The organism is Streptomyces sp. NPDC048600, from assembly GCF_055587025.1.
The window spans coordinates 198,870-225,531 of sequence record NZ_JBVJGZ010000007.1; the positions used below are offsets into that span (position 1 = coordinate 198,870).

General features: G+C 69.5%; 17 protein-coding genes and 5 pseudogenes. 11 read left to right on the forward strand and 11 right to left on the reverse strand.

Annotated elements, in window-relative coordinates:
- Positions 1-213: 213 nt before the first annotated feature.
- Positions 214-876 (reverse strand): response regulator, encoded by a 663-nt coding sequence (locus ACZ6SQ_RS12500; RefSeq protein ID WP_469560016.1) that lies wholly within the window; start codon positions 874-876, stop codon positions 214-216.
- Positions 851-2,023: a sensor histidine kinase gene (locus ACZ6SQ_RS12505; RefSeq protein WP_469560017.1), complete on the reverse strand. Its 1,173-nt coding sequence runs from the start codon at positions 2,021-2,023 to the stop codon at positions 851-853. The genes ACZ6SQ_RS12500 and ACZ6SQ_RS12505 overlap by 26 nt, the downstream gene beginning before the upstream one ends.
- Positions 2,024-2,198: 175 nt before the next feature.
- Between ACZ6SQ_RS12505 and ACZ6SQ_RS12510 the strand changes: the two genes are divergently transcribed.
- Positions 2,199-4,469: an MMPL family transporter gene (locus tag ACZ6SQ_RS12510; protein WP_469560020.1), complete on the forward strand. Its 2,271-nt coding sequence runs from the start codon at positions 2,199-2,201 to the stop codon at positions 4,467-4,469.
- 270 nt (positions 4,470-4,739) lie between these two features.
- Here ACZ6SQ_RS12510 and ACZ6SQ_RS12515 read toward each other — a convergent pair whose 3' ends face one another.
- Positions 4,740-5,129, reverse strand: a complete 390-nt coding sequence (locus ACZ6SQ_RS12515; RefSeq protein WP_469560022.1) for a hypothetical protein — start codon at positions 5,127-5,129, stop codon at positions 4,740-4,742.
- An 82-nt stretch (positions 5,130-5,211) separates the two neighbouring features.
- Here ACZ6SQ_RS12515 and ACZ6SQ_RS12520 point away from each other — a divergent pair.
- From ACZ6SQ_RS12520 to ACZ6SQ_RS12530, 3 genes and pseudogenes are all read left to right on the forward strand, one after another.
- Positions 5,212-5,427, forward strand: a pseudogene (locus ACZ6SQ_RS12520) (IS982 family transposase); the annotation flags it as partial.
- Between the two features lie 162 nt (positions 5,428-5,589).
- Complete coding sequence (locus ACZ6SQ_RS12525) at positions 5,590-5,991, forward strand: DUF6896 domain-containing protein (RefSeq protein WP_469560026.1); 402 nt, start codon at positions 5,590-5,592, stop codon at positions 5,989-5,991.
- 597 nt (positions 5,992-6,588) lie between these two features.
- A complete protein-coding gene (locus ACZ6SQ_RS12530; RefSeq protein WP_469560029.1) occupies positions 6,589-9,513 on the forward strand; it encodes a hypothetical protein in 2,925 nt (974 codons plus the stop codon).
- Between the two features lie 303 nt (positions 9,514-9,816).
- Here ACZ6SQ_RS12530 and ACZ6SQ_RS12535 read toward each other — a convergent pair whose 3' ends face one another.
- The 3 genes from ACZ6SQ_RS12535 to ACZ6SQ_RS12545 form a co-directional block, all read right to left on the reverse strand.
- Positions 9,817-10,116 carry a hypothetical protein gene (locus ACZ6SQ_RS12535; protein WP_469560031.1) on the reverse strand — a complete coding sequence of 100 codons (300 nt, stop codon included), beginning with the start codon at positions 10,114-10,116 and terminating at the stop codon, positions 9,817-9,819.
- Positions 10,117-10,805: 689 nt separating this feature from the next.
- Positions 10,806-12,821, reverse strand: a complete 2,016-nt coding sequence (locus ACZ6SQ_RS12540) for an ABC transporter ATP-binding protein (protein ID WP_469560035.1) — start codon at positions 12,819-12,821, stop codon at positions 10,806-10,808.
- A 1,006-nt stretch (positions 12,822-13,827) separates the two neighbouring features.
- Positions 13,828-14,103 carry a UDP-N-acetylmuramoylalanyl-D-glutamate--2,6-diaminopimelate ligase gene (locus ACZ6SQ_RS12545; RefSeq protein WP_469560038.1) on the reverse strand — a complete coding sequence of 92 codons (276 nt, stop codon included), beginning with the start codon at positions 14,101-14,103 and terminating at the stop codon, positions 13,828-13,830.
- A gap of 459 nt (positions 14,104-14,562) precedes the next feature.
- Between ACZ6SQ_RS12545 and ACZ6SQ_RS12550 the strand changes: the two are divergent.
- The 5 genes and pseudogenes from ACZ6SQ_RS12550 to ACZ6SQ_RS12570 all read left to right on the forward strand — a co-directional run.
- Positions 14,563-14,898, forward strand: a pseudogene (locus ACZ6SQ_RS12550) (hypothetical protein); the annotation flags it as partial.
- Between the two features lie 555 nt (positions 14,899-15,453).
- On the forward strand, positions 15,454-15,957 hold the full coding sequence (locus ACZ6SQ_RS12555; RefSeq protein ID WP_469560040.1) for a GNAT family N-acetyltransferase: 504 nt from the start codon (positions 15,454-15,456) through the stop codon (positions 15,955-15,957).
- Between the two features lie 991 nt (positions 15,958-16,948).
- Complete coding sequence (locus ACZ6SQ_RS12560; protein ID WP_469560042.1) at positions 16,949-17,185, forward strand: hypothetical protein; 237 nt, start codon at positions 16,949-16,951, stop codon at positions 17,183-17,185.
- A gap of 375 nt (positions 17,186-17,560) precedes the next feature.
- On the forward strand, positions 17,561-17,878 hold the full coding sequence (locus tag ACZ6SQ_RS12565; RefSeq protein WP_469560044.1) for a hypothetical protein: 318 nt from the start codon (positions 17,561-17,563) through the stop codon (positions 17,876-17,878).
- A gap of 278 nt (positions 17,879-18,156) precedes the next feature.
- A pseudogene (locus ACZ6SQ_RS12570) lies at positions 18,157-18,612 on the forward strand (aminoglycoside phosphotransferase family protein); the annotation flags it as partial.
- A gap of 172 nt (positions 18,613-18,784) precedes the next feature.
- Here ACZ6SQ_RS12570 and ACZ6SQ_RS12575 read toward each other — a convergent pair.
- The 3 genes from ACZ6SQ_RS12575 to ACZ6SQ_RS12585 form a co-directional block, all read right to left on the reverse strand.
- Positions 18,785-19,426, reverse strand: coding sequence for a DUF6461 domain-containing protein (locus tag ACZ6SQ_RS12575; protein ID WP_469560046.1), 642 nt, complete (start codon positions 19,424-19,426; stop codon positions 18,785-18,787).
- Between the two features lie 230 nt (positions 19,427-19,656).
- Positions 19,657-20,184, reverse strand: a complete 528-nt coding sequence (locus tag ACZ6SQ_RS12580) for a hypothetical protein (protein WP_469560048.1) — start codon at positions 20,182-20,184, stop codon at positions 19,657-19,659.
- A complete protein-coding gene (locus tag ACZ6SQ_RS12585) occupies positions 20,181-21,044 on the reverse strand; it encodes a LysR family transcriptional regulator (protein WP_469560051.1) in 864 nt (287 codons plus the stop codon). The genes ACZ6SQ_RS12580 and ACZ6SQ_RS12585 overlap by 4 nt, the downstream gene beginning before the upstream one ends.
- 92 nt (positions 21,045-21,136) lie before the next feature.
- Here ACZ6SQ_RS12585 and ACZ6SQ_RS12590 point away from each other — a divergent pair, with 92 nt between their 5' ends.
- A complete protein-coding gene (locus ACZ6SQ_RS12590) occupies positions 21,137-21,874 on the forward strand; it encodes an SDR family oxidoreductase (protein WP_469560055.1) in 738 nt (245 codons plus the stop codon).
- A gap of 578 nt (positions 21,875-22,452) precedes the next feature.
- Here ACZ6SQ_RS12590 and ACZ6SQ_RS12595 read toward each other — a convergent pair.
- Together ACZ6SQ_RS12595 and ACZ6SQ_RS12600 are read right to left on the reverse strand one after the other, a co-directional pair.
- A pseudogene (locus ACZ6SQ_RS12595) lies at positions 22,453-22,743 on the reverse strand (transposase); the annotation flags it as partial.
- A 421-nt stretch (positions 22,744-23,164) separates the two neighbouring features.
- Positions 23,165-25,690: a GDSL-type esterase/lipase family protein gene (locus ACZ6SQ_RS12600; RefSeq protein ID WP_469560059.1), complete on the reverse strand. Its 2,526-nt coding sequence runs from the start codon at positions 25,688-25,690 to the stop codon at positions 23,165-23,167.
- Positions 25,691-26,167: 477 nt separating this feature from the next.
- Here ACZ6SQ_RS12600 and ACZ6SQ_RS12605 point away from each other — a divergent pair.
- Positions 26,168-26,446: pseudogene (locus ACZ6SQ_RS12605) on the forward strand (helix-turn-helix domain-containing protein); the annotation flags it as partial.
- Positions 26,447-26,662 lie beyond the last annotated feature (216 nt).

Here is a 26,662-nt window from a genome sequence, read left to right on the forward strand (position 1 = left end):
TGGTGAGGTCTTTGATCCGGGTCATCGAGGTGTGCAGGTGGAGACTGGCGAGGTGGCTGTCGGGAGTCTCGTCGTATCGGGTCTCTCGCCGTCCCAGTTCCCGCCTCCTGGTACGTCACGCTCTGGGGCGGGTGAGGCACGTGGAGCCGAAGTGAGCGGACCGGTGCACTGACGTCCGGGCGGGGACTCATGGGACATGGCCCGGCACCCGGCTCAGGTTCCGGGGAGGATACGGCGCGTTTCGTAGGCCCACATCGCGATCTCGACCCGGTTGCGGGCACCGAGTTTGGCCATCAGGCTGGCCAGATGCGTCTTCACCGTGCTGAGGCTGATGTGCAGTGCATCGGCGATCTCGGTGTTGGTCAGCCCGCGAGCGACGGCGAGGAGCACCTGCTCCTCGCGAGCGGTGACGGGTGAGACCGGCTGGGCCGCGGGCCGGCCGGCGGGCAGGTCCGCGAATGCCTGGAGCAGACGGACGGTGACGCTGGGCGCGATGAGCGCCTCCCCGTCGGACGCCGACCGTACGGCCTGCGCCAGAAGGTCCGGTCCGGTGTCCTTGAGGAGGAATCCGCGGGCTCCGGCACGCAGCGCGCCGTAGACGTACTCGTCGAGGTCGAACGTGGTGATGACGACGACGGCCAGCGGGTCGGCGACACCCGGGCCGGCGACCAGCCGGGTGGCCTCGAGCCCGTCGAATACGGGCATACGAATGTCGAACAGGCAGACGTCGGGGCGCAGTTCGCGGGCCAGACGTACCGCCTCCCGCCCGTCGGCGGCCTCGCCGACCACATCGATGCCGGGCTGGGCGTTCAGCATGATCCGCAACCCGGTACGGATGATCGTCTGGTCGTCAGCGACGAGCACGCGAATGGACACCGCTCTCGCTCCTCGCCTTCGGCAGCTCGGCTTCGACATGCCAGCCCCGGTTGGTACCCGGGCCGGCTCGTAGTGTGCCGCCGAGCATCGTCGCGCGCTCGCGCAGTCCGGTAAGTCCGTATCCGTCGCGACCCCGGCCGGTGCGCCGGCCGTTGTCGCGCACGGTCACCCGTACCGCGTGCCGTTCCGCGGCGACCCTCACGACGACCTCGGTCGCGTCGACCGCGTGGCGCAGCGCGTTGGTCACCGACTCCTGCACGATCCGGTAGACGGCCGCGTCCACGGCCGGTGGCAGCGCGTCCAGCTCGCCGTCAAGCCCCAGGTCGACCCTGAGACGACCACCCGGGGTGCGCACCAGGCGCTCCAGATCCGCGACACCGGCAGGCGGCGCCAGCTCGGCGCCGACCTCGCGGTCGCGCAGCGCGGCGACCATGGCGCGCATTTCCTCCAGCGTGCGCGCCCCTTCCTCCTCGACCCCCTCCAGTGCCTCGACGGCGGCGGACGGGTCTGTGCCCGCGAGCACCCGGCCCGCCTGAGCGATGATCACCATGGCCGACACGTGGTGGGCCACCGTGTCGTGCAGTTCCCGGGCGAGCTGCTCGCGCTCGCGGGAGCGCACCTGCTCCACCTGTCGCTCGCGAGCGGTCACCCGGAACCGCACGGCAGCCCCGACCACCCCGGGCAGCAGCAGGAAGACGAGGCCCACGACCTTTTCGACGACCGGGGTCTCGTCCGCGACGACACACAGCGTGCCGACCGCGAGGATCACCGCGCCGCCCAGCACGATCTCCCGTCCCGATCCCCACCGGGGCAGCGCGTACACCAGCACGAGCACGACCATGCCGGTGTACAGGCCGACGGGCTCGCGCGGTGCGGCGACGAGCGAGGCCACCTGGAGCAGGGCCACCGAGCCGAACGCCAGCGTCACCATCGCCAGCGGACGGGTCCGGCGCCACAGGGGCAGCAGGCACAGCCATACGGCGAACACCACCGCCACCGGCCGCCACACGACGTCCTCGCGCAGGGTGGCCTCCAGCGCCACACCGGCAAGGCCCGCGGCGAGCAGCGCCCAGTCCCGCCGCACCCGGGCGGGCGCGTCGGGCGGCCGGGGTTCGGTCCACAGGGTTCGCAGGTCGTTTCGGAGCACGGTTCTCAGCCTACGGACCGTGGCGTGTCGCGCATCGGCCGAAAGGACGGGTCGCCACTCCGCCCCGGGGCCGACGGATCCGCGGCCCGTGGGCCGATGCCGCGGAGCGCCGTGGCGACGAGCCTCGGCATCGGCGGCCGTACAAGGACGGCCGGCGACGTGGTTGGAGGACCCGATGCTCTCGAAAGCCCTGTTGCGCCTGGGCGCAAGCGCCGCCCGCCATCCCTGGCGGGTGATCGCGACATGGCTGCTCGCCGCCACGCTCGCCGTCCTCGCCGCCGTCGCCTTCGGCGGGCGGACCGCGGACTCCATGACCGCTCCGGGACTGGACTCCCAGCGGGCCGCGGAACTGATCGAGCGGGCCGGCACCGGCCAGGAGGGGATGACCGCCCAAGTGGTCGTCACCCCCCTCGACGCCGGTGCGACGTTCTTCGACGACGACGGCGCGCGCACCGCTCTCACGCGGCTGCAGACCGAGGTGAAGCGGTTGCCGCACGTGCTCGGCACGAGCGACCCGGCGGGGGCGCTCGACGCGGGCGGGGACACCGCCGTGCGCGGCGGCCTCGTCTCGGCCGACGGGCGGATCGCGGTCGTCCGGGTGCAGTACCCCGACCAGAGCCGGCTGTCTGCCGAAGACCTCGACGCCCTCGTCGATCTCGGCGACCGTCTGCGCCCCGAGCTGCCGCTGCGCATCGAGATGGGCGGGAACCTCTTCTACGCCTTCTCCGACCCCGACGGCGGCGCGAGCGAGCTGATCGGCCTCCTCGCCGCGGCCGCGATCCTGTTCCTGGCGTTCGGTTCGCTCGTCGCCGCCGCGCTGCCGATCGGCATGGCGGTCTTCGGGCTGACCGTCGGGGTGGCCACGATGACGGTACTGGCGGGGGTGACTGAGGTCCCCACCTTCGCACCGGTCCTGGGCAGCATGGTCGGGCTCGGAGTGGGCATCGACTACGCGCTGTTCGTGCTCGCCAGGCACCGTGAGTACCTCGCGCGGGGGCTCGATCCGCACACGGCTGCCGGACAAGCGGTGGCCACGGCGGGGCGGCCGGTGATCTTCGCCGGCGGCACCGTCGTCGTGTCGATCCTCGGTCTGGCGGTCGCGAACGTGCCGTTCATGACGGTGGGCGGGGTTGCCGTCTCGATCGTCGTCCTGACCATGGTGCTCGCGTCGGTGACGCTGCTGCCGGCCTTCCTCGGCGCGGCGGGCCCGCGGCTGGGCCGGGCCGGCCGGATCGGCCGGGCTCTTCGGGCCGGGCGGTCGGGCCGATTCGGCCGGCGGCGGGACATGGCGGCGGGCGCCGTCCCCGCCGTCGGGTGGCGTCGCTGGATCGGGCACGTCGGCCGGCACCCGGTGCCGTACGCGGTCGGCGCGGCGGCGTTGCTGCTGACGGCGACGCTGCCCGTGCTCGGCCTGCGCGTCGGCCTGCCCGACGACGGCTCACTGCCCCAGAGCCGTACCGAGCGTCGCGCCTACGACCTCGTCGCCGACGGGTTCGGCCCGGGCACCAACGGTCCCCTCGTCATCGCCGCGGACCCCGCCGGTGATCCGGGAGTGGTGGACCGTCTCGTCGCAGCGGTCACGGCGGATCCGGGCATCGCGTCCGTCGCGCCGACGCGCGTCGACCGGGCCACCGGCATCGCGACCCTCGTGGTGTTCCCGACCACCAGCCCTCAGGACAAGGCCACGGCCGACACCCTCGCCCGGCTGCGCACCGAGGTGCTGCCCACGGCGATCGGGCAGGGCCCGGCCAGGGCGCATGTCGGCGGGGCCGCCGCGAGCCTGTCCGACGTCGGGCAACGCACCAGCGAGCGCCTGCCGTTGTTCGTCGCCGCCGTGCTGGCGCTCTCGTTCCTGCTGCTGATGCTGGTCTTCCGCTCGGTCGTCGTACCCCTCAAGGCGGTACTGCTGAACCTGCTGAGCATCGGCGCGGCCTACGGCGTCATGGTCGCGGTCTTCCAGTGGGGCTGGGGTGGCGCGCTCATCGGGCTGGAGGCGACGGTTCCGATCGTGTCGTTCATCCCGATGTTCCTCTTCGCCATCCTGTTCGGTCTGTCGATGGACTACGAGGTGTTCCTTCTCTCGCGGGTGCGCGAGGAGTATGTGCGCACCGGCGACAACGGCACGGCGATCGTGGAGGGCGTCTCGGGCACCGCCCGGGTCATCACCTCGGCCGCCCTCATCATGGCGGCGGTCTTCCTGTCCTTCGCCGTCGCCGAGGACCCCTCCACCAAGATGTTCGGGCTCGGCCTGGCCACCGCGATCTTCATCGACGCCACGGTCGTACGCATGGTGCTGGTACCGGCGACCATGACACTCCTCGGCCGGGCCAACTGGTGGCTGCCGAAGTGGCTGGACCGGATGCTTCCCCGCGGCCCGGTCGGCACCGACGACACCGACGCGGAATCCACGGGTGAGGCCCCGCGTCCACGGCTGGTTGACCGTTGACTCAACTCCTGGCCGCCCTTGGCGTCCGGCACCTCAGCGCGTCACCCAGGGGCATATCGAGTCGTGATCATCGGGTGGTCTCCCGGTTCAGGCGCACCCCGAGGGACCGTTCGACACGGTCCAGCACGGCTTACACGGGCTCGTTGCGCAGATCCACTGAACGCAGCGTCATGCGCCCGAACGCCCCGAGAAGTCGGCCCGCGCACACGAAACGCCTCCGATACCGTCGAAGGACGGCGGACAGGAACTTGTCGAGGTGGCAGCGGGCGGTCAGGCGCCAGGGTCGACTTCGGGGTGCGTGAACCGCACGGGTTTGCCCAGCGACCGGGCGTAGGCGATTTCGGCTCGGGTGCTGTCTCCGATGTAGTCGCCGACTACGAGCACCTCATCGGCGAGCCGGATCTTCGCCCGGTGCAGATCGCCGAGTCGAGCCTTCAGCGCCTCGGCCTCGACAGGATCCGACCCAAGGTCGTGCGGCGACTTCATGTCAGAGGCTGGTTTGACGACAATCCTTCCGGCTCTGGTCTCCAACAGATCGGCCTCGGTCATCTCGGTCATGAAGCGGGTGGAGCCGCAGATCACGACGATACGCGGGAGACTGAGCTGCTCCTTCGCGTCGGCGAGCTTCTCATGGGGGGTGAGCAGGTGCGGGGATGACACCGGTTCCTCCTGGTGGTGTGATCCGAGGGGTGCCTGCGGAGACGAGAATGAGGGTGTTCAAGATCGTTTTGTGACGAACGACGTGGACACCCTCACGACAGCACCCTATGCGACGACCGACGACACCCTGAAAGAGCATCCCGAGTCGGCGCCGTGGCGCCCGCCGGTCGGCATCACGCCCCCTCGGAGCAAAGCCGAAGCGGTCACCCTCGCCACGACGCAGGCCGTACTCGGCTTCACCTCCGAGGCCAGATGGCTCTGCCATGCCCGTGCCCACCTGCGCCCCCACCACCCCGGTGTGGAGCAGCCCGAGCCGTTCGCACGAATCCTCATCACCGAGGCCAACTGCCGTATGAGGCGGGACGTTCGGGCTCGCGTTTTGAGGTATGGCGCCCTGCGGGACGTCGGGCGGCCTCATGGAACAATGCCGTCTGTCACGGGCTGAGGGGGATGGCGCCGTATGGAGCGGGTTGGGTCTGCGCGAGCTCTCGTCCTCGGTTACGTCCGCGATCTGAAAGCGATCGACGAGGCCGTGGGAGTAGCGATCCCTTCGCTTGAACGACTGGCTGACGTGGTCGGCCTGGCGCGTTCGCGCAGGATCCTCCGAAACGATCGCATCGGCACCTACTCCTACAAGGTTCATGGGGCAGGGTGCCGGTTCGTGAGCGGCAACGGCACTGAGGTCGACGTGGACTTCGATGCCGACGGTAGCGAAGTCTTCGACCTCTGGCGGCTGCGCGCGTACGGGCGGAGCCTGCCGGACCCTGTTGACGTCACGGATGAGGACCTGCGGTCTGCAGTGCGGGCGCTGCAGCCACTCCTGGACGAGGTGCGGCCGGGGTGGTTCAAGGTAGCCGGTTGATCGCTCCAGGATGTGGTTGGTGAGGCGGGCGATGCGGCTGCCGTTTCTGGCTGCAGTCGGGGCGGCACCGCAGGCGAAGCCGCGGCCAGGACGTTCATCCCGCAGTCCCTGACGTGGAGCCCTCACTGCGGGCGGCCTCTACTTCCTTGGTCAAAGGGCGGGCAGCGTCGGCCCGGGGTTCGATCTTCTGCGTGGGGCATGAGACTGTCTGGTCGTGTCGGAGATGCTGAGTGGGTTGGAGGCGGCCTTGGCTGAGGCGTCGTCTCCTTCCTGGCCGCAACGTGTTCGTGCCGGGCGTGCGCGTATGTGTCGGCCCGCGCGGTGGAGGCAGCTGTGGCGTCTGTTCCCGCCAAGGGCGCGCTGACCTTGACCCGGTCGGGAGCTGGGCAATTCCCAGGGCGCTGCTGGACTGCGTAGCCCAGGCCTCCAAGTCGCCCATTTGTCACTTCCGTTCCCCGTGTAGGTGTGCTCTGCAAGCCCCTAGACTGCGCGCGGAGATCACGCGGTGGTCGGTGCGACACGCAGCTGGGCGTCCCAGGCGGCGGCAAAGCGCGCCGTCGGAGGAGGAGTTGCCGTATGTCACATGCTGCGGCGCGGATGAGCGGCAGCCAGCCGGCCCAGGGATCCGGCCTGGGGACGACGGTCTTACCCTCGTCCGTGGCAGGGTGGCGGTACGTCGCTGCGGAGAAGGCGGCTTACCAGCGCAGCGTCGAGGCGATTCTGCAGGAGCGTTCGGTCGCCGACCGGATGCAGAGCCGCCCGGAGGTGACCCCTGACCGCGTGCGTGCGGCCATGCAGATGCAGGCTGCGGTGGAGCGGGTCCTGGCGCTCGGCGAGGAGCCGCTCGCTGCGGCGCGACGGGCCCTGGACGACCGGACGCGGATCCGCAGGGGCCTGGCGAGGGCCAAGGGGGAGGTCGGCTTCGATCCGCCGATCCTGGCAGTGCTGTTCTTGCTGGGATTGATGTTTGCGCGTGTCTTGGCGGAGTCCTACCTTACGCCGACCGTGCGGGACGTTTTCGGGGCCGCACTGCTGATGGGCCTGGTCGTGATGGCGGTTTGGGTGTGGCTCCGCCCGTCTGCCTGGCGCCAAGTGCGGGCCTTGTTCTTGGTGGCTGGATTCACTGTGCAGAACTGGTCGAGCAGCAGCGCCGTCGGACCCGCGCTGAACAAGCTCGAGGCGGAGTTCACCCAGAACAGCGCTCGCCAGGTTCTGTTGGAGGTCATCACTGCGCTGCTGGGCGACGATCCCCGCTCCGTGCTGATGTACGACAGCTATCAGGGACTCAGGGCACGCAATGATCCGCGGTTCTTCGTCGCTACTGAGTGCGCGGGGCAGTTCGCGCGCAAACTCTCCCTCGTCGACGGCGGCACCATCGCGCTGAGCGGGCCGAGAGGGGTGGGCAAGACCACATTGTTGGGGGTCGCGCCCCGACTGCTGCGGCCCAAGGAATCCGCCGCCGACGGGGCGCCGGATTTCCTGGTCGAGGTCGCCGTGCCTGCGGCCTACACGCCGTACGACTTCGTGCTGTCCTGTCTGGTGGGCGTGTGCGAAAGGTATCTGGAGCGCGGTGGCCAGGCTGTGCCGGGCTTCGCACGGCTCTCGGGGTTCGTCCGGCTGCGTCGCAGGGCCGCTGTCCTGGTCCGCCGTTCCGTCAGGTGGCTTGTGTTCGCCCTGCCTGCCGCGGTGCTGCTCGTCGTGGGGGCCGCCGCGGCTGTGCGTGGCTGGTGGGGCGGCTATGGCATGGATCTCGTCCCCTGGGGGAGTTCGGTTGTTCGGGACTTCGTCGGCGCTGTCGAGGAAGTGTGGCAGGGGCAGAACGTCATCGCGAGTGTGGTCCTCGTATGCGCGGGCGCGCTGGTGTGGCGGATGCGCAGGCCGGGCCGCGTGCGCCGGTTTCTGGGGGTCGGGCCCGAGCATCGGATCGGATGGACCCTGGTGTGGGTCATGGGGCTGTCCGCGCTGGTCGTCTTCGCCGCCAGTCTCGTCGTGGACCTTCCCGCGAGGGCCCCAGGCAATGCGGTCCCGATTTCGCTGACGTTGGCGGCTGTTGTCTGGTTCAGCGTGTTCACCGGCGCCTTCCTGTTGCGTCGTCCGCGTAGGCTCACCGTTGATGACCGGGCGCTCTTGGCTCTGGCGCTGGGCGCCGCTGCCGTGATAGCAGTAACCGCCGTCTCGCCGGTGGCCCGCCCCTACTTGGCCGACGGGGAGAACCCGGCCCGCCTTGCCCTGCTCGTACTGGGCGTCGAAGCCATCGGTGTCGCGCACGGCAGGCGAAAGTTGACGCGATCCCAGCCTTCCGCTCTGGCCTTGCGCTGTCAGGACGAGCTCTACCGACTGCGGACCGTCCAGGGCACCTCTGCCTCACTCACCCTGGCGCCGGCCTCGCTGTTCGGGACCGCGCACGGGTCCTCACTCTCGAGCGTGGCGCCGAACTTCCCGCAGCTCGTTGCGGAGTTCAGAGGTCTGCTCGGAGCGATCGCGGAGGACGTCAGGAACAACGGCAACGGGCGTGTGTTCCTGTGCATCGACGAGCTCGACCGAATGCGCACTGCGGACCAGGCTCTGGAGTTCCTCAGCGAGGTGAAAGCCATTCTCGGGGTGCCGAGGGTCTACTGCCTCGTGACCGTTGCCGAGGATGTGAGCGCCGCGTTCGTACGCCGCGGACTGCCGCACCGCGACTCCACCGACAGCTCCTTCGACGACGTGGTCCATGTGCGGCCCATGACCCTCCAGGAGTCCGTGGCGATCCTGGACCAGAGAGTGCCACGGCTGCCCCGCCCGTACGCGGTCCTCGCACATGCCTTGTCCGGCGGCATACCGCGCGACCTCATCCGGTACGCGCTCCGGCTCGTCGAACTGCGCCAGAGCACGCCGTACGTGGAACTGCGGGACCTGACGTCCCTGGTGCTGGCTGAGGAGCTCTCCGACACGCTTGCCGGGTTCCGGACGCTGCTGGCGGGCCAACCGTGGACGGCCGGCACGGCGTACGTCCTGATGGAATACCGCACTCTCACCGAGCAGTTGGCGGACTCCTGTCCGCACCGCACACAGTGGTTGGTCCAGGCTCTCCAGGCGTTCGCAGGCGCCGGCCCGGCCGCCACGGGTGCAACCGGTCAGGGACCTGCCCCTGCGGGGGCGCCGCGTCCGGTACCTGCCGGTGGCGACGAGCTGCCGGAGTCCATAGCGTCGACCGTCGCCGAGGCCCGTGCGTACGTGGCGTACGGGCTCACCCTGCTGGAGGTCTTCACGCCGCCCGACTTCGACCAGCGCAGCCGGGACGTCGGCGCACGCGGCGCCGACGGGGCCGCTCAGCGCCTCGCCGACATGCGGCTCGAGCTGGCCGTCTCCGCCTACAGCGCGCGGGAGTTGATCGACCGGGTGCGCGTGGCGTGGAACCTGCCCGTCGTGACGTCTGTCGCGCCGCCACCGCTGAGGCCTGTCTGTACGAGTGTCCCGTGTGTGCCGACATCCCACGGCAGTACCGCCGCTCCTGCGAGCGGCGTCACCGGCACAAGCTGAGGGCCGAATGCCTGTTGCGGGCGGGAGGCGCGTTCTCAGGATCGAAGGACGGTCCGGAGGTACCGGCCCGGCCGTACCGATCACTCGTCAGGTGCAGCCGCGCGCGTCCTTCAGCAAGCCGTCCCGGCAGACCGGCACGTCTGAGGGTTCGGCCCGCGGATGGTCACGGAGCCGGTCAGGCGCTGACTTCCACTCGGATGACGGGGCGTCGAGAACTCCATGAGCCCGGGAGTCCGTGCCTGCGCGCTCTCCAGGAATCAGAGGGCAGAGCCGACGCCGGTCGGCCGTCGGCTGGGCGGCGGGTCAGCCAAGCGGCAGCTCAGCACGTCGTCCGAGGCCGATCTCCTCGGCCTCGTCACTCGTGACCATCGCGAACACTCCGCTCGGGACGCCTGCCGGACCAGCCGCGCGAGTTGCTACGGCCAGGAGATCCTCCTCGGCGGCCCCGGTGATGAAGGAGACGTACGCCTCGCTGTACTCCTCACCCTCGTCATACACCTGCGCCGCCTCCTGCTCGGCGAGGAAGTCCTCGACCTGGTCGATCCACGGGTAACCCTCCGCGGTGCCCGCGGCATCACGAAGAGGCACATGGATCTCAACCACGATCTCCAGGAGGCTCCTTGTCGCTGGTCAGTCCCCAGGCACCGGTACCCATTCCGTAGCAGGTGCCCGAGCGGGCTGATCAGGTGAAATCGTGTGGCGCGTGATTCCGTGGACGACGACATCGCGGAGCAGCGGATGCTCTTCACCGCGTCCCCGTATGTCGGCGTCGCCTTTGCGGGACGAGAACCCTTTCGCCAGGGCGGGGCCTGTCGGCCGCGCTCGAGCGCCCGCGTGGCGGGCCGGGCTTGCGGCTCTGCTGGCCGCATGGCCGGGACGGGCCCGCCGGGTCCCGCTCGCCCTTTGTACGAGCTTCGCCAGGGGTGTACCGCGCTCCAGGTGGTGCTGCCCGTAGGTGTTCCAGGCGAGGTGGGTGCGATGTTCGGCGTCCAACACGGTGATCTCCATGCACAGTTGAGGGGCGCAGCGTGCAGCAGCGCAGCACGCAGGGATCGGCGGTGCGTTCGAGTGGTCGGCTCGCCGTGAGTGTCCTGGCTCCGGCGGTGGTGACGGCGAGGCGTCGTACGGATCGGGGTCGCCGCGATGGGCGCCTGGCGCTGGGCGTCCTCGGCGGTGGCGCGGATGCGGCCGCCTGCGCGGAGCAGGTCGATGAGCCGGCGCCGCAGCGCGCTGGGAGTGCTCAAGGGCGGTGGGAGGAGCATGCGTCGCGCCGCGCCTTCCGGGCGGGCGGGTCATGCGGGGTCCGGGACGGTGGGGGAGGCGGGGGCTGGGATGGTGGGTGTGGAGGGGGGCGGGACGGGTGTGGTGGGGGCGTACTGGGCTGCCTGGGCGTGGAACATGGCGGCGTAGCGGCCTTGTGCGGTGACGAGTTCGTTGTGGGTGCCGTGTTCGGTGAGGCGGCCGTGGTGCAGGACGTAGATGTGGTCGGCGTGGCGGACGCCGGACATGCGGTGGGTGACGAGGACGACGGCCCGGTTGGGGGCGGCGAGGCGGCGGATACGGTCGAATGCTTCGATCTCGGCCTGCGGGTCGAGGGCGGAGGTGGGCTCGTCGACGATGAGGATGCTGTCGGCGTGTGCGGTGGCGCTGCGCCAGTGGGTGCGGGCGAGTCCGATCTTCTGCCATTCGCCGCCGGAGAGTTCGATGGCGCCGCGGAACATCCGGGCGAGCAGGCTGTGCAGGCCGTCGGGGAGCCGGGCGATGACGGATGCGGCGCCGGCGTAGTCGACGAACGGCTGCAGGTCTTCGGGTGTGGCGGGGTGGGCGGGGCGGCCGAGACGGATGTTCATCGCGGCGGTCACGGGCCAGCGCTCGAAGTCCTGGGTGAGCAGACCCACCCGTTCGAAGACCTGCGCCCGGTCCAGCTTCTGGATGTCGTGCTCGCCCCAGCGCAGGGTCCCGGCCTGCGGCAGCAGCAGCCCGGAGAGGATTTTCATCAGGGTGCTCTTGCCGGAGCCGTTCTCACCCACCACCGCGGTGACCGAGCCCATCGGCAGCGTCAGCGACACCTCCTCCAGCGCAGGCGCATCCCGGTCGGGATAGCGGTAGGTGACCTTGTCGAGCACCACGTGCTCGATGCGCTGCGGTACGGGGGCGCCGCCGGCGGGGATGGTGCGCCGGGCGGCCTGGACGAGGAAGCGGCCGTGGTCACGGACGTACAGGGACTCCTCGTGCAGCTGGTTGATGTTCATCACCAGCGCCCCCAGACTCGCCGAACCCGCCCGCACCGCGATCACCGCGGTCCCCGCGACGGCCAGGCTCATGTGCCCGGCCGTGATCAGCCAGAACAACGCCCCGTACGTCGCGGCCATCGCCGCACCCGACAACGCGGACGCCACCCACTCCGTCAACGCCTTGCTGGAGGCAAGGCGCTCCTGCTCAGATTCCGCGCTCTCCGCCATCCGCTCGTACCGGCCCAGCAGGAACGCACCCACGGCATGCAGCCGCACCTCCTGCGCCGCCGTCCGCTCGGTCAGCAGGTTCCCGATCAGCCGGCTCGCCCGCACATGCTCGATCCAGCTCATCACCGACACATACCGCTCCTGCGCCACCCGCATCGCACCCCAGCCCCGCGGCGCCGCGATCAGCACCAGCATCGGCAGCAGCGCGGGATGCAGCACCGCCAGCACACCTGCCGTGGCGACCAGGGAGATCAGCCCGTTCAGTGCCGCGACACACGCACCGATCATCCGACGCGCGCAGGCCGGACCGTGCTGCGCGATGTCGACGAGCCGCCGGAAGTCCGGGTCGTCGATCGCCTCCAGCTCCACACTCGCGGCAGCGGCCAGGTACTGGGTGGTCGCGGTCCGCTCGACCTTCGGCTCCAGACGCCCCGCACGCGACGTCGACCACGCGGCAAGAACGGAGTTGACGACACCGATGACGCCGGCCGTCAGCAGACCCGGTAACAGCCCGTGCAGCCGCTCCGCCGCGCCGCCGTCTCCGGCGATCAGCGCGTGCATGACCGCGTTGACGGCCAGCAGCCCGGCGGCTGCGGCGACACCCTGGCCGACCTCACTGACCCCGACGGCGAGCAGCGCCCGCCGGTCGGCCTGCCACGCCATGCGCAGGGTCGCGCCGACCAGCGCGGGCATCGAGCGCAGCGCGGACATCATGGTCAGGTCCAGACCCGCGTGCTCATGCTGGGACCAGCCCATGTCGTAGCGAAGCGGCCCGCCGAACAGTTCCTGCTCGGCGTCACTGACCCGGGGCTCGGCCAACTTCACCGGCTTGAAGAACCTCTTCACCGGATGCCTCCTCGGGCAGGACCGTTCACGGACATGGGCGAGGGGCCGCGGGTGGGGATGCCGACGGTGATGGCGGTGCGCGGGCGGGACGTGCGGGGGAACTCCTTCGGCACTCGGATCAGCCCTTCCGGGTTGTGCTTGCCCGGATCGGCGTGGTGCGGCTTCCCAGGCCAGGACCAGGCCAAGGACGCAACGGTCTGCCGGTCCAGGTCTTCGCCAGGCATATGGCGGTGGACGGGGCTGTACGGCTCCTGCAGGTAGGCGCTGGTCCCTGCCCGCCGCTCTTTCCTTCGCTGTGCACCGTGGGGCACGGTCGGCAGGCTCGCCGGACCCGATGCGGTCCTTGTCGCCGGTGTCGCGGCGCGCTGCTGTCCGTGGGTTTCGACTGAAGTCAACGTGGCTCTCCCTTCGTCGCGGGTTGGGTCATGCGGCTCAACGACTGCGCCCGGATTTCGAACACCTGTGTTTCGGACGAACCCCGAACCCCACCACAGAGCGCCCGGCTGAGCATGCCCGGTGCACCGACCCTTCTCCCGCCAGGGGCACGGACCTGAGGGCTGTGGCCGAAACGCTGAGGACACCGATGTCCAGCTCGCGACGCGTGCGTGCAGCGGCTGCGGGCGGTCAGGGCCGGGCGGTCCAAGGGGGGAGCGGATGGCGAAATCGGTTGCGGTACCAGGTGCTGGGTTACCGTGCGCGGCGGGGCGACGGAACCGACTGCTGAGCACGTCTTTTGTCGGCACTTGCTGCCTGGGCCCGCGAGTTCGGGCTGGACTGGGTGCGTGATCGGCAGTTCCGTGCTCATGGCCTGATGAACCCGGAACGGGCGGTTCGAGACAGCCGTTCGACGTTTTGCCAACTGCGGTGTTGCATAGACGGATCCGAGGGGTGGGCGAGCGGGGCCTGCTCAGCTGAGGATGCCGGTGATCGTCTGACCGGTCACGGCTTGGGCGATCTGCCAGCGCATCCCGCCGCGTGACCCTTTGATCAGGACCACGTCGCCGGGCTACAGCATCTTGGACAGCAGTTGTGTGGCGGTCTCGTTGTCTGCGACGACGACGGCGGCGTCGACGCCGCCGTCGGCTGCGCCGAGTGCGCACTGCTTGGCCAGTTCCTGCCCGACTGCGATCACGAGGTCGACTCCGAGTCGGCCCGCTTCCTGCCCGATACCCCAGTGGGCGCTCGGCGCTTGTTCGCCCAGCTCCAGCATCTCGCCGAGCACGGCGATCCTTCGTGTGCCCGGCTCCTTCTCCGGCGGTTCGACGTCCACCGTCTCAGCCACCGAGGATCGCCCCGGCCCGCGAAGAACCGGTCGAGCCGTGTCCAGGGGATCAGCGCGAACTCCAGGGACATGCCCGGCAGTCCGGACGGGTTGTGCAGCGTCACGTTCTCCTCGTTGGCGCCGACGGCGAGCACCAGGTGCCCGCCCTTGCTCGGCGGATCGACTTCGGGCGTACGGACCGTCTTGTGGACGGACAACAGCGCCAGGCGCCCGCCGGCGACGGTCTCGGCGACGGGGGCGGCGGACAGGTCGGTGACCGCCCGGGCAGGTTTGTCGATTCCCACTGCGAGTAGTAGGGAACAGGGTGCCAGGTGCTGGGGACGCTCATACACCCCAGTCTTGTCTACGGCAGGTAGACGTGGTGCGGTGCGCCGTACGCTCACCACCGTCACACCGCCCAAGGTAGTGCGGGACTTTGACGAGCGCCTGCATGGCGTCTACCTGTAGGAGGGCACAGAGATGCGGGTCGGGATCCTTGGACACCGGGGGCTCAGCAGCGAGGTCGAGGAACGAGTGCGTGCCCTGTTGGACGAGGTCGTGAGCGGCTATGCGTCCGCAGAGCTGATCGCTGTCTCGTGCATCGCGGATGGCCCCGACGCCTGGTTCGCCGAGGCGGTGCTGACGCACGGCGGGCGCCTGGAAGTCGTCATTCCGGCTGCGGAGTACCGCGAGAGCCTGCCGAACTGGTTTCACCCGACCTACGACGCGCTGCTGTTCCGTGCAAGCGACGTTCATGAGACCGGCATGACCGAATCGACCCTAGACGCTCACCAGGCAGGCAGTGAAATCCTGGTGGCCTGAGCCGCGCCCGACGAAGGAAACCGCCAGTGCGGGTACGCCACTCCACCGTCCCGGTCCTCACCGCCCCATGTCCGGGCTCGGGGTTGTGGTAACAGACAGTGGGCATACGGTCGAAGCGCCACCGCCTCGCGGTCCCGCCCGGTTTGCGGAGCACCTGGTCGAGGGCCTGGACCAGGTGCGGGAAGTCCTCGGACTCCGCCAGTACCGCGCGTCATCGGCCCGAATGCGCGAGTGCCCCGACCAGCAGGTGAGCGTGCTCGCCCACTCCCCACGACTCAGGCCCGTCCGGAGGCTCCAGCCAGTCGAACTGGATCTCCTCGCCCGGCGGGACGCGCGATCACCGCGACGTTCCGACCCGTCGCGGCATGACACGGCTCGCAGTGCGGCCGAACCACAGAAGCCGTTGCCGTACCGATCAGGGAGTCTGTCGATCGAACGGGAGTCTCGATCGGGTGATCGCGGGCCCTGCCCGGCATGGGAGCAGGGCCTGGCGGTATGCGGGGAAAATCCAGGGGAGCGGACGGCCGCGCGCTGCTACGGTCGGGCGCCATGAGCTGGCTTCCCGATGACTTCGTCCACCCCGTCCTGGTACCGCTGCCGGGCGGTGGCCATCACCTGCGGCCGATCCGGGAGGCGGACACCCCGCTCGACTATCCGGCTGTGATGGGTTCGCGCGAGCGGCTGTGGACCATCTTCGGCCCGGCCTGGGGCTGGCCCGCGGCCACCATGACCTACGAGGCCGACCAGGCCGACCTGTTGCGGCACGAGAAGGAGATCGCCGCACACCAGTCCTTCAACTACGCGCTGTTCGACGCGGCGGAGACAGCTCTCCTCGGATGTGTCTACATCGACCCGCCGGAGAGGGCCGGCGCGGACGGCGAGATCTCCTGGTGGGTGGTGGACGAACTGGTGGGCAGCAAGATCGAGCTGGCCCTCGACGCACTGGTGCCGCAGTGGATCGCCGCCGACTGGCCGTTCGAGCAGCCACGCTTCCTCGGTCGTGACATCTCCTGGTCGGACTGGCTCGCCCTGCCGCAGCATCCCGACACGTAAGTGGCTGTTGCCCGCACCGGTCTCGAAGGCTGTCGGTCGAACGGGAGTCTCGGTCGCGTGACTGCAGCTGTTTCCGCGCGTGAAAGCAGCGCCTCCTGGTAGCTCGGGGGTGCGATCCCATTCCGAGTGGTTCCCGAAGGCTCTGTTGTCTTGTCGTACGTTCCCGAGCATGTTGACCTCAACTCGCCCGCTGTGTCTGCGATTGCCTCGCGTATGCGCACGGCAACGCGGCCGACCATCCGGAACGGGTGCGCCGGTAGCCGTCGGACATGACGGACGCGGAGTGGGCGGCTGGCCGTCCGGCCGTTGCTGTCGGCGCCCGCCTGGTTCCAGGGGCGAGGCGAACGGCCCGAGGGCTACTGTCATCGGCAGTTGTTGGACGCGATCCGCTACCTGGTCGCGGGCGGGATCTGTGGCGGGCGATGCCCGCGGACTTCCCCGATCGGGGCCGGGTCTACGCCTTCTCGCGCCGTCGGCGCGAGCACGGGCTGATCGCCGAGTTCCCCGACCGGCTGCGCGGGACGGTCCGTAGCGCGCGGGCCGTGAGGCCGAGCCCACGTCGGGGATCATCGACGCGCAGTCGGTGAAGGTGAAGGGGGCCGATGCCTGGGGCCGTGCAGTGCGGGCTCGGCCGCGCGGCGACGTCCTTGTCATCGGCCACGGTGATTCGGTCGAACGCGGATACGGTCGCGCGACAGTCGTGGAGCGTCTGCGTCAGGCCGGACGCGGTGATTCCTGCGGCTGAGCCACCGTCCGGCCGGCGCCGAAGTTGCGCAGGCGGTCGCAGGCGGCACCGGGGCAGCCTTGTCGGGGGTCGGGGCGCGATCTTAGGCTGACTGGTGCACGTACCGACGGGGGAGGGTGACGGCACATGATGAGACGTCTTGTTCCAGTGGTCGCGGGGCTGTTGGTCCTTGCCGCCTGCGGCTCGGGCGGGTCCGATGGCGGGCAGGGTGGCAGTGACGGTGAGCTGGCGTGCACACTGGTGCGGATGCTGCCCGACCCGATGCCCGACCCGCCGGCCGACAAGTCGTCGGACCGTTCCTGGGACGTTGCGGTCGGCCGGCTGAGTGCGACGACAGAGCTGGCCCGGGTGGCGGCGTTGGAGGACAAGAAGTACCAGCCGCTCGCCGACGCCCTTGCCACCGCCCGGCAGACCTTCTCCACCACCTTCGACCTCCGCCGTGCCGAACCGGGCATCAAGCAGGCACGCACCCACTGCTCATAAAGGAGCCGTCCCCATCCGCTGCCTCCACGGTTCGCCGACGCTTGAGGCCGCGGTGCCGTGGACCGGCGACGCTGCAGGTGATGGTTTCAACGTCGTGGGCGCACCACCTTGGCCACCATCAGAGCGAGTTGGCCACTGCCCAGTGCCGTCAGCAGGTCGTGGTCGCCTCTGATGCCCGCATCGGCGAGGAAGACGGCTTTCGTTGCGTCTCTGCCGAGCACGCGAACTGTCCGTGACCGTGCCAGCACTGCTGCTCCCGCACCCGCGGGGATGGGCAGCCGGGAGAGCTACCATCCGAACGGCACCGGCACCTCCGCCTACTCCGCGGCCTTCCGTCGCATGGTGGAGAACCTCCCCAGGCAGCGATAGGAACCCGTGAAGGCAGAGCGAGAAGGAAGGACCGCACCCTGGGCGAAGGCTCTGGGTGCGGTCCTGCTCATTCCCATACTGGTCCTCGTCACCGTGTTTGCCGTCGGCCGGTACCGCGAGTCCGGCCGGGAGCACGAGGCCTTCGAGGCGACCCGGAAGGACGCGGCGCGGTTCGCCGACGCCCTGGTCGCGGCCAACGACCGCACCCCGTCCGACCAGGACGTCGGGGACGCCCTCGACCGGGCCGCAGGAACCGGCCCGCGCAATGGGGCGCTCGTCGAGGTGCGCACCGCGGAGCACGGCACCCGAGTCTTCGTCCGTTGACGCCCAGGTGAGCTGACGTGGGTGTCGCCTGGTCTGGCGGGCTGTCCAAGGAGTGGCGCGTGGCGCGTACTACAGTCCCGGCTCGTGACCGATGCTGCGCACCGCACTGCTGCGGACGACGACGCGCTTGTGGAGAGGCTCCACGCACTCGCGTGGGGCTTGGAGAGTGTGCCTCCCTCTCCTGGGTGTCTCCCCGATCAGCCGTTCCCGCCTCTCACGAACACGGAAGTGGACCTTGCTGAACGCGGCATCGGCTATCCCCTGCCTGGATTGCTCCGGTGGTGCTCGAACGTGCCATCGAGGATCTCGCCGAGGCAGCCGACCGCGACCCCGGCATCCGATCAGCCGCAGCTTCTTTGCACGATCGCCTGCAGGAGCTGGCCGCACGAGTGGCTCCGCGCACGCGGCACGGACTGATCCACGGCGAGCTCGGGCCCGACCATGTCCTGGTCGATGCCTTCGGTCACCCCGTCCTCATCGACATCGAGGGCCTGATGTTCTTCGATGTCGAGTGGGAACACGTGTTCCTGCAGCTTCGTTTCGGTGACCGGTACCCGGCCTTGTCCCGCCCCGGACTCGATCCGGCACGGCTCGACCTCTACATGTTCGCGATGCGTCTCTCACTGGTGGCCGGCCCCCTGCGCCTGCTCGAGGGAGACTTCCCGCACCGCACGCTGATGCAGGAAATCGCCGAGCACAACGCGAAGGAAGCGCTGGCTCTGTTGGCCTCGTAGCACCGCGTCCGCCACGTACGCATCGCTCCTACCGCTACACGTCTCAACGGCCGGCCGCCCTGACGGGCGGCCGGTCGTCCCGCGATCCCTTCACTCACTCGTCAGTGCCGTCATTTCTCGGCTCTGTCACAGACCTTGGGGAGCGAACGTGGAGGGTGACTGCTGTAAGGCTTTACAAGATCTCGACAGTCCCGGGCAGGACCGGTCCCTCGCCCGCGTAGGTTTCGCCCGGTGGTGCCGACGGCGCGTCACCCTCGGCGAGCGTCAGGCTGGGCCAGGGCCCGGCGAGGGCGTCGTCGTCCAGGGCGATGCCCAGGTGGTCGAGTACGAGGGCCACAACCGGCGCCATACCGGCGCCCTTGCCCTCGTGCACGGCGAGTGCCGCCTCCACCCGGTCCCACCAGTGGCCGAGTGGTTCGGACCGGGTGTGCTCCATGCCGAGCTCGAAGTACTCGACGCACTCGCCGTCACGCCAGTACTGGAAGACGTCCATTCCATCGGTCGTCGCGAGGCTGTAGGTCTCAGTGCCCCGGGACAACTTCGCGAGTGCTTCTTCCCCGAAGCCGATGCCACCTTCCTCCTCGACGCAGAAGGCCCAGTCACCGATCTTCCCGGACCGCAGCAGCGAGACCGTCTCATCGTCGGAGTCGCCCGAGACCAGGTCCGAGGCCGCGTCCCAGTCGAGCAGGCGCGCCTGGTCCGGGTCGGCCCCATAGCGTGTGAAGACCTCCTCGGGGCTCAGGCCGCGGGTGAAGGTGACGCACATCCAGGCCATCGCCCAGCGGAGCGAATCGATGCTGGCATCTGTCCTCATATCTTGCCTCCGTCGTTCACGTCGGTATCGCTCGCCGACCCTGCAGGGCCGGTGTGTTGCGGGCCATGCGTATGGCGTGACGAGGCGCCAGTTTCATGTTGCCTGGTGGCCGTGGAGGCTGTTGCAGCAGGATCGTCTTTCGGAGCAGTTCGAATCCGGCTCGACCGTAGAGCTGCCTCGGCGCGGCTCTGTGGCTCTCTCTGGAGCCTGACGTTCGGCTTTCGTGGCCGCTACGCGGGGCGGCTTCCCCGCAGGTGTCCGCGTAGTGCCGCGCGCAACTGCGGACGCGGGGTACGGGCACCGAGCATGGCGAGGAACTCCGGGACCGCCCAGCGGATCAGGGCGCCTTGGCGGGCGAGGTAGAAGCCGACCTCGCGGATGTCGTAGCGGTCGTCGTGGTCGAGGAGGAGGTAACCGGCCAGCTGCTGTGCCTCGTCCCGTCCGACGCGGTGGCGCCGGGTGAGGGCCTTGCAGTCGATGAGGAGACCGTCGGTGATGAAGTCTGCGTCGGCCTTCACGGTGGCGCTTCCCGCGAAGATCGGCCCGCATACGCGCTGCTGGGCCGGCAGGCCCTGCAGGGGAGCGAAGGGCTCTCCTGCGAGCTTCATCAGCTCGTCGATGTCGTCGAGGACGTAGCTCGGCACGGCACTGGTCACGCCCTTGACGGTCGTGTGCTCGTCGACCTGGGCGAGGAGGTTGCGCTTGCGGGGAAAGGAGCCGTTTCGACAGATGCCTTCGAAGAAGCAGGGCCTGGTCATAGACGTGCGGCCGTGCGGACCAGGCTGGCCAGGGCGAGGGAGTGGCTGTGCGCGGGCCAGGCGATGTGGGTCACGACGGGAGGTGCGTCGGTCAAGGGGACGGCCGTGTGCTCGGCCCACAGCCAGGAGCGGGCGGAGTCGGGGACGACCGCCACGGTGCGTCCGAGGGCGATCAACTGAGCCAGTTGCGTCTGGTTGTGGATCTCGGGGCCTGGGCCGGGTGTGTAGGTGCCGTGGGTGGGCCAGCGGGCGAGCGGCAGATCGGGGAGATCCCTGACATCAGCCAGGGACAGGGTCTCGCGGGCGGCGAGCGGGTGCCCGGCAGGCAGGACGGCGACCTGTCCCTCGGTCGTCAGTGCCTCGCTGTCGAACCCCGCGAGGGAGTTCCACGGCGCGTGCATGAGCGCGACATCAGCACGTCCGTCGCGCAGCAACTCCTCCTGCTCGCACATACCGCACAGCAGCACCTCGATCTCGGCACTGCCGGGCTCGGCCGCGTAGGCGTCGAGAAGCTTCCGCAGCAGTTCGTGCGACGCGGCGGCCTTCACCGCGAGGACCAGCTGGCCGCGGGAGCCGCCAGAGCTGTCGGCACCGCCGGCGCGCCGGGTGCGGCGAGCAGCGGCAGCGGTCGCGTCGAGAGCCGCCCGGCCCTCGTGCAACAGCACCTCTCCGGCACCGGTCAGGCGGACACCACGGCGGTTGCGCTGCAGCAGGCAGACCCCGAGGCGCCGTTCGAGCTGCTGGATCGCCCGCGACAGCGGCGGCTGGGCCATGCCGAGGCGCTCGGCGGCGCGCCCGAAGTGCAGTTCCTCGGCGACCGCCACGAAGTACCTCAACTCACGGGTCTCCAGGGTGTCCACGGCCGCAGCATACGCGGTGATACCCGGCAGGTATGACAGAACACCGTATCGGTGTTGGCCGCGCCACTCGTCCGCGAGCCAACATCATCAGCATGAGCGAAACGATGATCGCGCTGGTGACCGGCGCGAACAAGGGCATCGGGTACGAGATCGCGGCCGGACTGGGCAGCCTCGGGTACCGCGTGGGCGTGGGAGCCCGCGACGCCACCCGACGCGAAACCGCCGTCGAGAAGCTGCGCGCCGGCGGCGTGGACGCGTTCGGGGTACCGCTGGACGTGACCGACGGCCAGAGCGTCACTGATGCCGCGGAACTGATCGAACGCACGGCCGGGCGCCTGGACGCCCTGGTCAACAATGCCGGCATCTCCGGCGAGATGGACCCGGGGTGGGTGCAGGACCCGACCGCACTCGACCTGGAGGTGCTCCGCACGGTCGTGGACACCAACGTCATGGGTGTCGTCCGGGTCACCAACGCGATGCTGCCACTGCTGCGGCGCTCGGCCTCGCCACGCATCGTCAACGTCTCCAGTAGCGTCGGCTCCCTGGCCCGGCAGGCGGACCCGGACATCGAGATCGGCCCGATCATGGCGGCCTACGCGCCGTCGAAGTCGTTCCTCAACGCCCTCACCGTGCAGTACGCCCGGCAGTTCGCCGGTACGAACATTCTGATCAACGCCGCCTGCCCGGGCCTGGTCGCGACCGACTTCACAGGCTTCCAAGGGCCCCGCACTCCTGAACAGGGCGCGACCACGGCGATCCGGCTCGCCACCCTGCCCGACGGCGGCCCGACCGGTTCGTTCTTCGAGGACGACGGCGTCGTTCCCTGGTGATCACGAACCCGCCGACGCACACATCCCGGCGACCAGTCATCAGCTCCCCGCGAACCCACCTACCATCCGCTCGTAGGACTCCGTTAGGTATACCTGTCGGTCCGGGGGCGCTCGGAACGCGTGGATGCACATGAAGTGAACCGGGCTCGGGCGAAGTTGGCGCAAGTCTTGTATGTGCTTAATCGGCGTTTCGGTGGATGATCCGCCGTTGCGGGAGCGGGGCCGTGCCTCGCTGTCGCCCAGCGCGCCACCTCATTAGGTGTGGCCCGTCACCTGAAAGTGCGTAACTGCCGGCCGGCGGCGGCGATGGCGCGAGACGGCCCGACTCCGGGGGCATCCCGCAGCGCGGAGAGGTGCCGGCGACCGTACGGTCCGTATGCGCCCGCACGATGTGGGCTGCGGCCGCGAGGCGCGCGTGAGCTGCACACGGACTGGCCCTGCCGAGGCGGGAGTTGGCTCCCCTCGAGACGCCTGCCCTGCGGCGCCGGGCCTGAACCGCCTCCCTGACTCGCATATACCGCAGCAGTGGTTGCGTGCGATTGCGGTCGCGGTGCGCGGTCCTCGGTGGAGGCGCCCCTGACGATCCGCTCGTCGGCGGCCCGCGGCTGCGGCCACGCCGCCAACAACCGCCGCAGCCGCGAAGTGTTGACGTTTCCGCAGTTCAGAGCGTCGTACGTTGCGCCGTGCCCTCGCCGGTGCTCGGCTACCAGTGTCAGGTCCACCGGCAAGGTCACCGGCCCGTCCGCGCACAGGGGCGCGTCCGTGAGCTCGAAGAGCGCATCACTCCGCGAGGTCAGGCAGGCATGGAAGATGTCCCGGAAGTGCGACACCCAGGTGAAGGCGTCCCGCCGGGCGTCCTGGTGCAGCACACTCAACTCCACGGCCTTCTTACTGGTCCCGCGTGCCTCTTGATCCGGAACACGGAACCAGGCGAAGGCCGCTCTGACATGCGGCGATTACCCGGCCGAGTGAACGCGTGCGAACCCTGTTCGACAGTTGCTGGTTATAGATCAAGCTGGGACGAGGGTTGTTCGTTGTGAGCGATGACGAGCAGGCAGGCACGGTCTGCCGTTGTGCCGATCAGGGACTCGACATCCCGTGATCAGCGGAGGCCGTGCCTGCCTCCACATGCCGCCCCGGGGCGACCCTTACCAACCCCCGCAAGCGCCCGACCCCTCATCAGCCCGCACGTAGCCGCGAGAACGACGTGCACCTGCTTGCCCGCCGCCCGTGGTGGATCAGTGCTGTCGGGTAGGGAGGCGCAGGGCGGCTGCGGTGTCCGCAGTGCCGTCAGCCGATGTTGATCCAGGCCCGGGTGGCGCCGCTCTGGGGGTCGACATCGAGGTAGTCGGCCCTGCCGTCGTCGTTGAGGTCGGCGAACTGGATACGCCTTGCGTCGACGCCGACGCCGCTGGCGACATATCCGCCCGGGTACCAGTACCAGTCACTGCCGATGGGCTCGTTGGGCTTGGGGCCACGGTTCTCCCATACCTGCACGGCGCTGCCGTCGTCCGTGCTGCCCATGAGGACGTAGTCGGCGGATGCCCTCCCGTAGAGCGGAGCGAAGCGAACTTGAGCGCCTGTTGCGCCGACACCGCCGGCGATGGTTCCCTGCGGCGACCACATCCAGTCGCTGCCGGTCGGATTGCTGGGGTTGGGTCCGCTGTTGATCCATGCCTGGACCGAGCTGTTGTCGTTGACCCGAAGGTAGTCGGCGTTGCCGTCGCCGTTGATGTCGGCGAAGCGGATGCTGCTGCCTGGTGCGCCGACGCCGCTGGCGATGGTTCCCTGCGGCCTCCACAGCCACCCGCTGCTGGCTCCGGCTGGGTCATCGGGGTTGGGTCCGCTGTTGATCCATGCCTGGACCGAGCCGTTGTCGTTGACCCGAAGGTAGTCGGCCCTGCCGTCGCCGTTGATGTCGGCGAAGCGGATGCTGCTGCCTGGTGCGCCGACGCCGCTGGCGACGGTTCCCTGCGGCCACCACAGCCACTCACTCTTGCTGTCGGTCGGCTCCTTGGGGTTGGGGCCGCCGTTGATCCAGGCCTTGACCGAACTGTTGTCGTTGACCTGCAGGTAGTCGGCCTTGCCGTCGCCGTCGATATCGGCGTACACAGCGGCGCCGGCACCTCCGCTGAAAGTCCCGGACGCGATAGTGCCCTGTGAGGACCAGCCCTGGACAGGGCCCCCGGCCGGAGTGCCGCCGCTGCCAGGTCCTTCGATCCAGCCCGCCTGGGACACCGTCACGAGTCCGTCGTAGAACGCTCCTGCCATCTTCTGGTAGCCGCGGTCGTTGGGGTGCAGGCCATCGGCCAGATTGGCAGTGGTGACCGCGTCCATGTCGACCAGCCAGACCTTCTGGCCGGCCGCCCGCCGGGCCTCCACGACACCCGGGATCGCCGCGTTGTACCTGGCGATCCGAGCCGCGGTCTCCGGAAACGCGGCCGGCACAATGGTCGAAACCAGCACCGTCACATCCGGGTCGTACCGCAGGATCTGGTCGATCAGGCTGTCGAGCCTGGCCGGCGCGCCGAGCGGATCGACGTTGTTGTTCATGTCGTTGGTACCGATGTGCAGGAGCACCACGTCGGGCCGATACGTCGTCAGGGCGGAGTCCACGATGCCGGCGATGTCCCCGATCAGCCGGCCGGGATGCCCCTCGCTCGCGTCGGGCGCCGGTCCCGAGCGCTGCGAGCCGACGAATTCCACCGACCCGCCGTGCTGGGTCAGGTGGCCGTACAGCGCCGACCTGTACCCGGATCCGTTCGAGCTGGCCGTGCCGTACGTGATCGAGTCACCCAGCGCCATGACCCGCAGGCCCACATTGCTGGCCCCGAGCCTCCCCCGCGCGAGCCGCTGGACAGTTGCGTGGATGATGTTGGCGACGTGCTCGGTGAGCAGGTTCGCCAGAGCGCCGAGCGGGTTCCCCCAGGCTCCGAGCTTCGACGCCCAGGTGCGCAGCGTGGCTTGAGTATTGGCGATCAAGGTGGTTGTACTCGCAGCTGTGAGCTGCATGAAATGGACGCCCAAGCCACCGGCGACCGCACCAAAGATCGCGGTGGCCACCACGCCGCCCCAGACGTCCGCGTCGATCGGCTTGTGGTCCAGAGCGGCACTCACCAGTTCGCCGACGCCCCCAGACAGGCCCCCCGCCACGGCACCGCAGACCGGTCCGGCGAAAGGACCAGCAGGGAACAAGAGCAGGCACAGGGCCCCCGACGCGACGAGGGTCGCAGTAACAGCCGCACCCACGACGAGTTTCTTCCAAAAACCTTCCCAAAAATCCGTGGCGCCGAATTCGCCGGCCGGCACTACGATGACCAGGCTGTCACCGACGATCTGTATGCTGCCGTTGTAGTCGACACCGTCATCTTGCTGCTGGTAATATCCCACGCTGTTCTTTTCCATATGCAGCGTGAAAGATTCACTGAGCGAAAGCCCGTTCGCCTGGTCCCCGTGGACGGTGGCGACCAGTTTCTGCATCTCCTGACGCAGCAGCTCCGGATGCTCCCCGGGATAGAAATCTATGGCTGTCACCAGGTCGTCGTCACGACTCGCCAACTCGCGGAGGCTGCCTGCCTCCCGGGCGCAACCGACCCGCAGGTCGGCAGCGCCCTCAGGGTAAGCCGGTGAGGTGTCGAAGGACGTGGCGTGAGCCGAGCACCCTGGGGCATCCGCCGCGACGGCTTCATGCCCGACACGGGGCAGTGCGGACCCGGCGAGCATCAGTGCCACCGAGAGAGCCAGCACGAAGAGCGATAAGCCCCCTGAGAATCTCCTTTTCGCGTGAAAGAGTGCATGCGGGTTTCTGCGCGTCATTCTTCCTCCTGCGTGATGCGCCTCATCCAAGGCGCAGTACTGGCGGGCCGGAACACAGGGCTTCGGCGTAGTCGCGTGAGGCCCGGTTCCCGGCGATCTACCGGCTCGATGGTGCCCTGGGAGCGGGACCGGCACGGGCTTCCAAGATCATGGAGTTTCCTACGCCCCGTGATCGCGGTGGAACACCGTGCCTGCCGCCAGGGCTTTTTACCGCGCCTCGCGGCGGGTGCGACTCGGGCTGGAGCCATGCCGGGTTCTTGCCTTCCTGGGCGCGAGGGTGAGGTCCTGGCCTCCGGGAGGGGGCCGACCCGAAGATCAGCCTGGGCACTGCGTGGGTGTGCGCGTGGGCACGGAAGTGCTGGCCGCTGAAGGCGAGTTGGGTGGGATCGGTCACGGCGTCCGGCGAGGGGCCGTGCTTGGATGGCCCGAGCTTGTACCGTGCGGCGTCCCGTCCGCCATTCCACCGGGGGTTTCGGAATGCCGGGATGTCCGCACCGGCTCTGGCCTGGAGGAACGTGGCGATCGTGGGACGCCGAACGGAATGGGGGACTGGTGGGGGCAGCGGAAGAGACAGCTGATTTCGCCGCACTGCTGCGAGAGTTGAAGGAGCGGTCCGGGCTGAGTTACGAGGCTCTGGCGAAGCAGGCGCACATGAGCACCACGACGCTGCACCGGTACTGCAAGGGGGAAGGGGTGCCGGCCGACAACGCTGCCGTCGCCCGGTTCGCCCGGGTGTGCAAGGCGACTCCCGAGGAACTGAGCGAGCTGCACCGGCGCTGGGTCCTGGCGGACGCGGTGCGCGAACGTGCGCGGCGGGCGGCGGACGCGGAGCCGGCCGAGGGGGGGGGGGGGGGGGGGGGGGGGGGGGTGGGGGGGGGGGGGGGGGGGGCGGGGGGGGGGGGGGGGGGGGGGTTGTGGGGGGGGGGGGGGGGGGGGGGGGGGGGGGGGGGGGGGGAAAAAACACCCCCCCGG

Excerpts from the sequence above, each read along its gene's own strand:
- ACZ6SQ_RS12510 (WP_469560020.1), top strand. The coding sequence starts at position 2,199 with ATGCTCTCGAAAGCCCTGTTGCGCCTGGGCGCAAGCGCCGCCCGCCAT.
- ACZ6SQ_RS12590 (WP_469560055.1), top strand. The coding sequence starts at position 21,137 with ATGAGCGAAACGATGATCGCGCTGGTGACCGGCGCGAACAAGGGCATC.
- ACZ6SQ_RS12525 (WP_469560026.1), top strand. The coding sequence starts at position 5,590 with ATGGAGCGGGTTGGGTCTGCGCGAGCTCTCGTCCTCGGTTACGTCCGC.
- ACZ6SQ_RS12530 (WP_469560029.1), top strand. The coding sequence starts at position 6,589 with ATGAGCGGCAGCCAGCCGGCCCAGGGATCCGGCCTGGGGACGACGGTC.
- ACZ6SQ_RS12600 (WP_469560059.1), bottom strand. The coding sequence starts at position 25,690 with ATGACGCGCAGAAACCCGCATGCACTCTTTCACGCGAAAAGGAGATTC.
- ACZ6SQ_RS12560 (WP_469560042.1), top strand. The coding sequence starts at position 16,949 with ATGCTGCCCGACCCGATGCCCGACCCGCCGGCCGACAAGTCGTCGGAC.
- ACZ6SQ_RS12580 (WP_469560048.1), bottom strand. The coding sequence starts at position 20,184 with ATGACCAGGCCCTGCTTCTTCGAAGGCATCTGTCGAAACGGCTCCTTT.
- ACZ6SQ_RS12555 (WP_469560040.1), top strand. The coding sequence starts at position 15,454 with ATGAGCTGGCTTCCCGATGACTTCGTCCACCCCGTCCTGGTACCGCTG.
- ACZ6SQ_RS12575 (WP_469560046.1), bottom strand. The coding sequence starts at position 19,426 with ATGAGGACAGATGCCAGCATCGATTCGCTCCGCTGGGCGATGGCCTGG.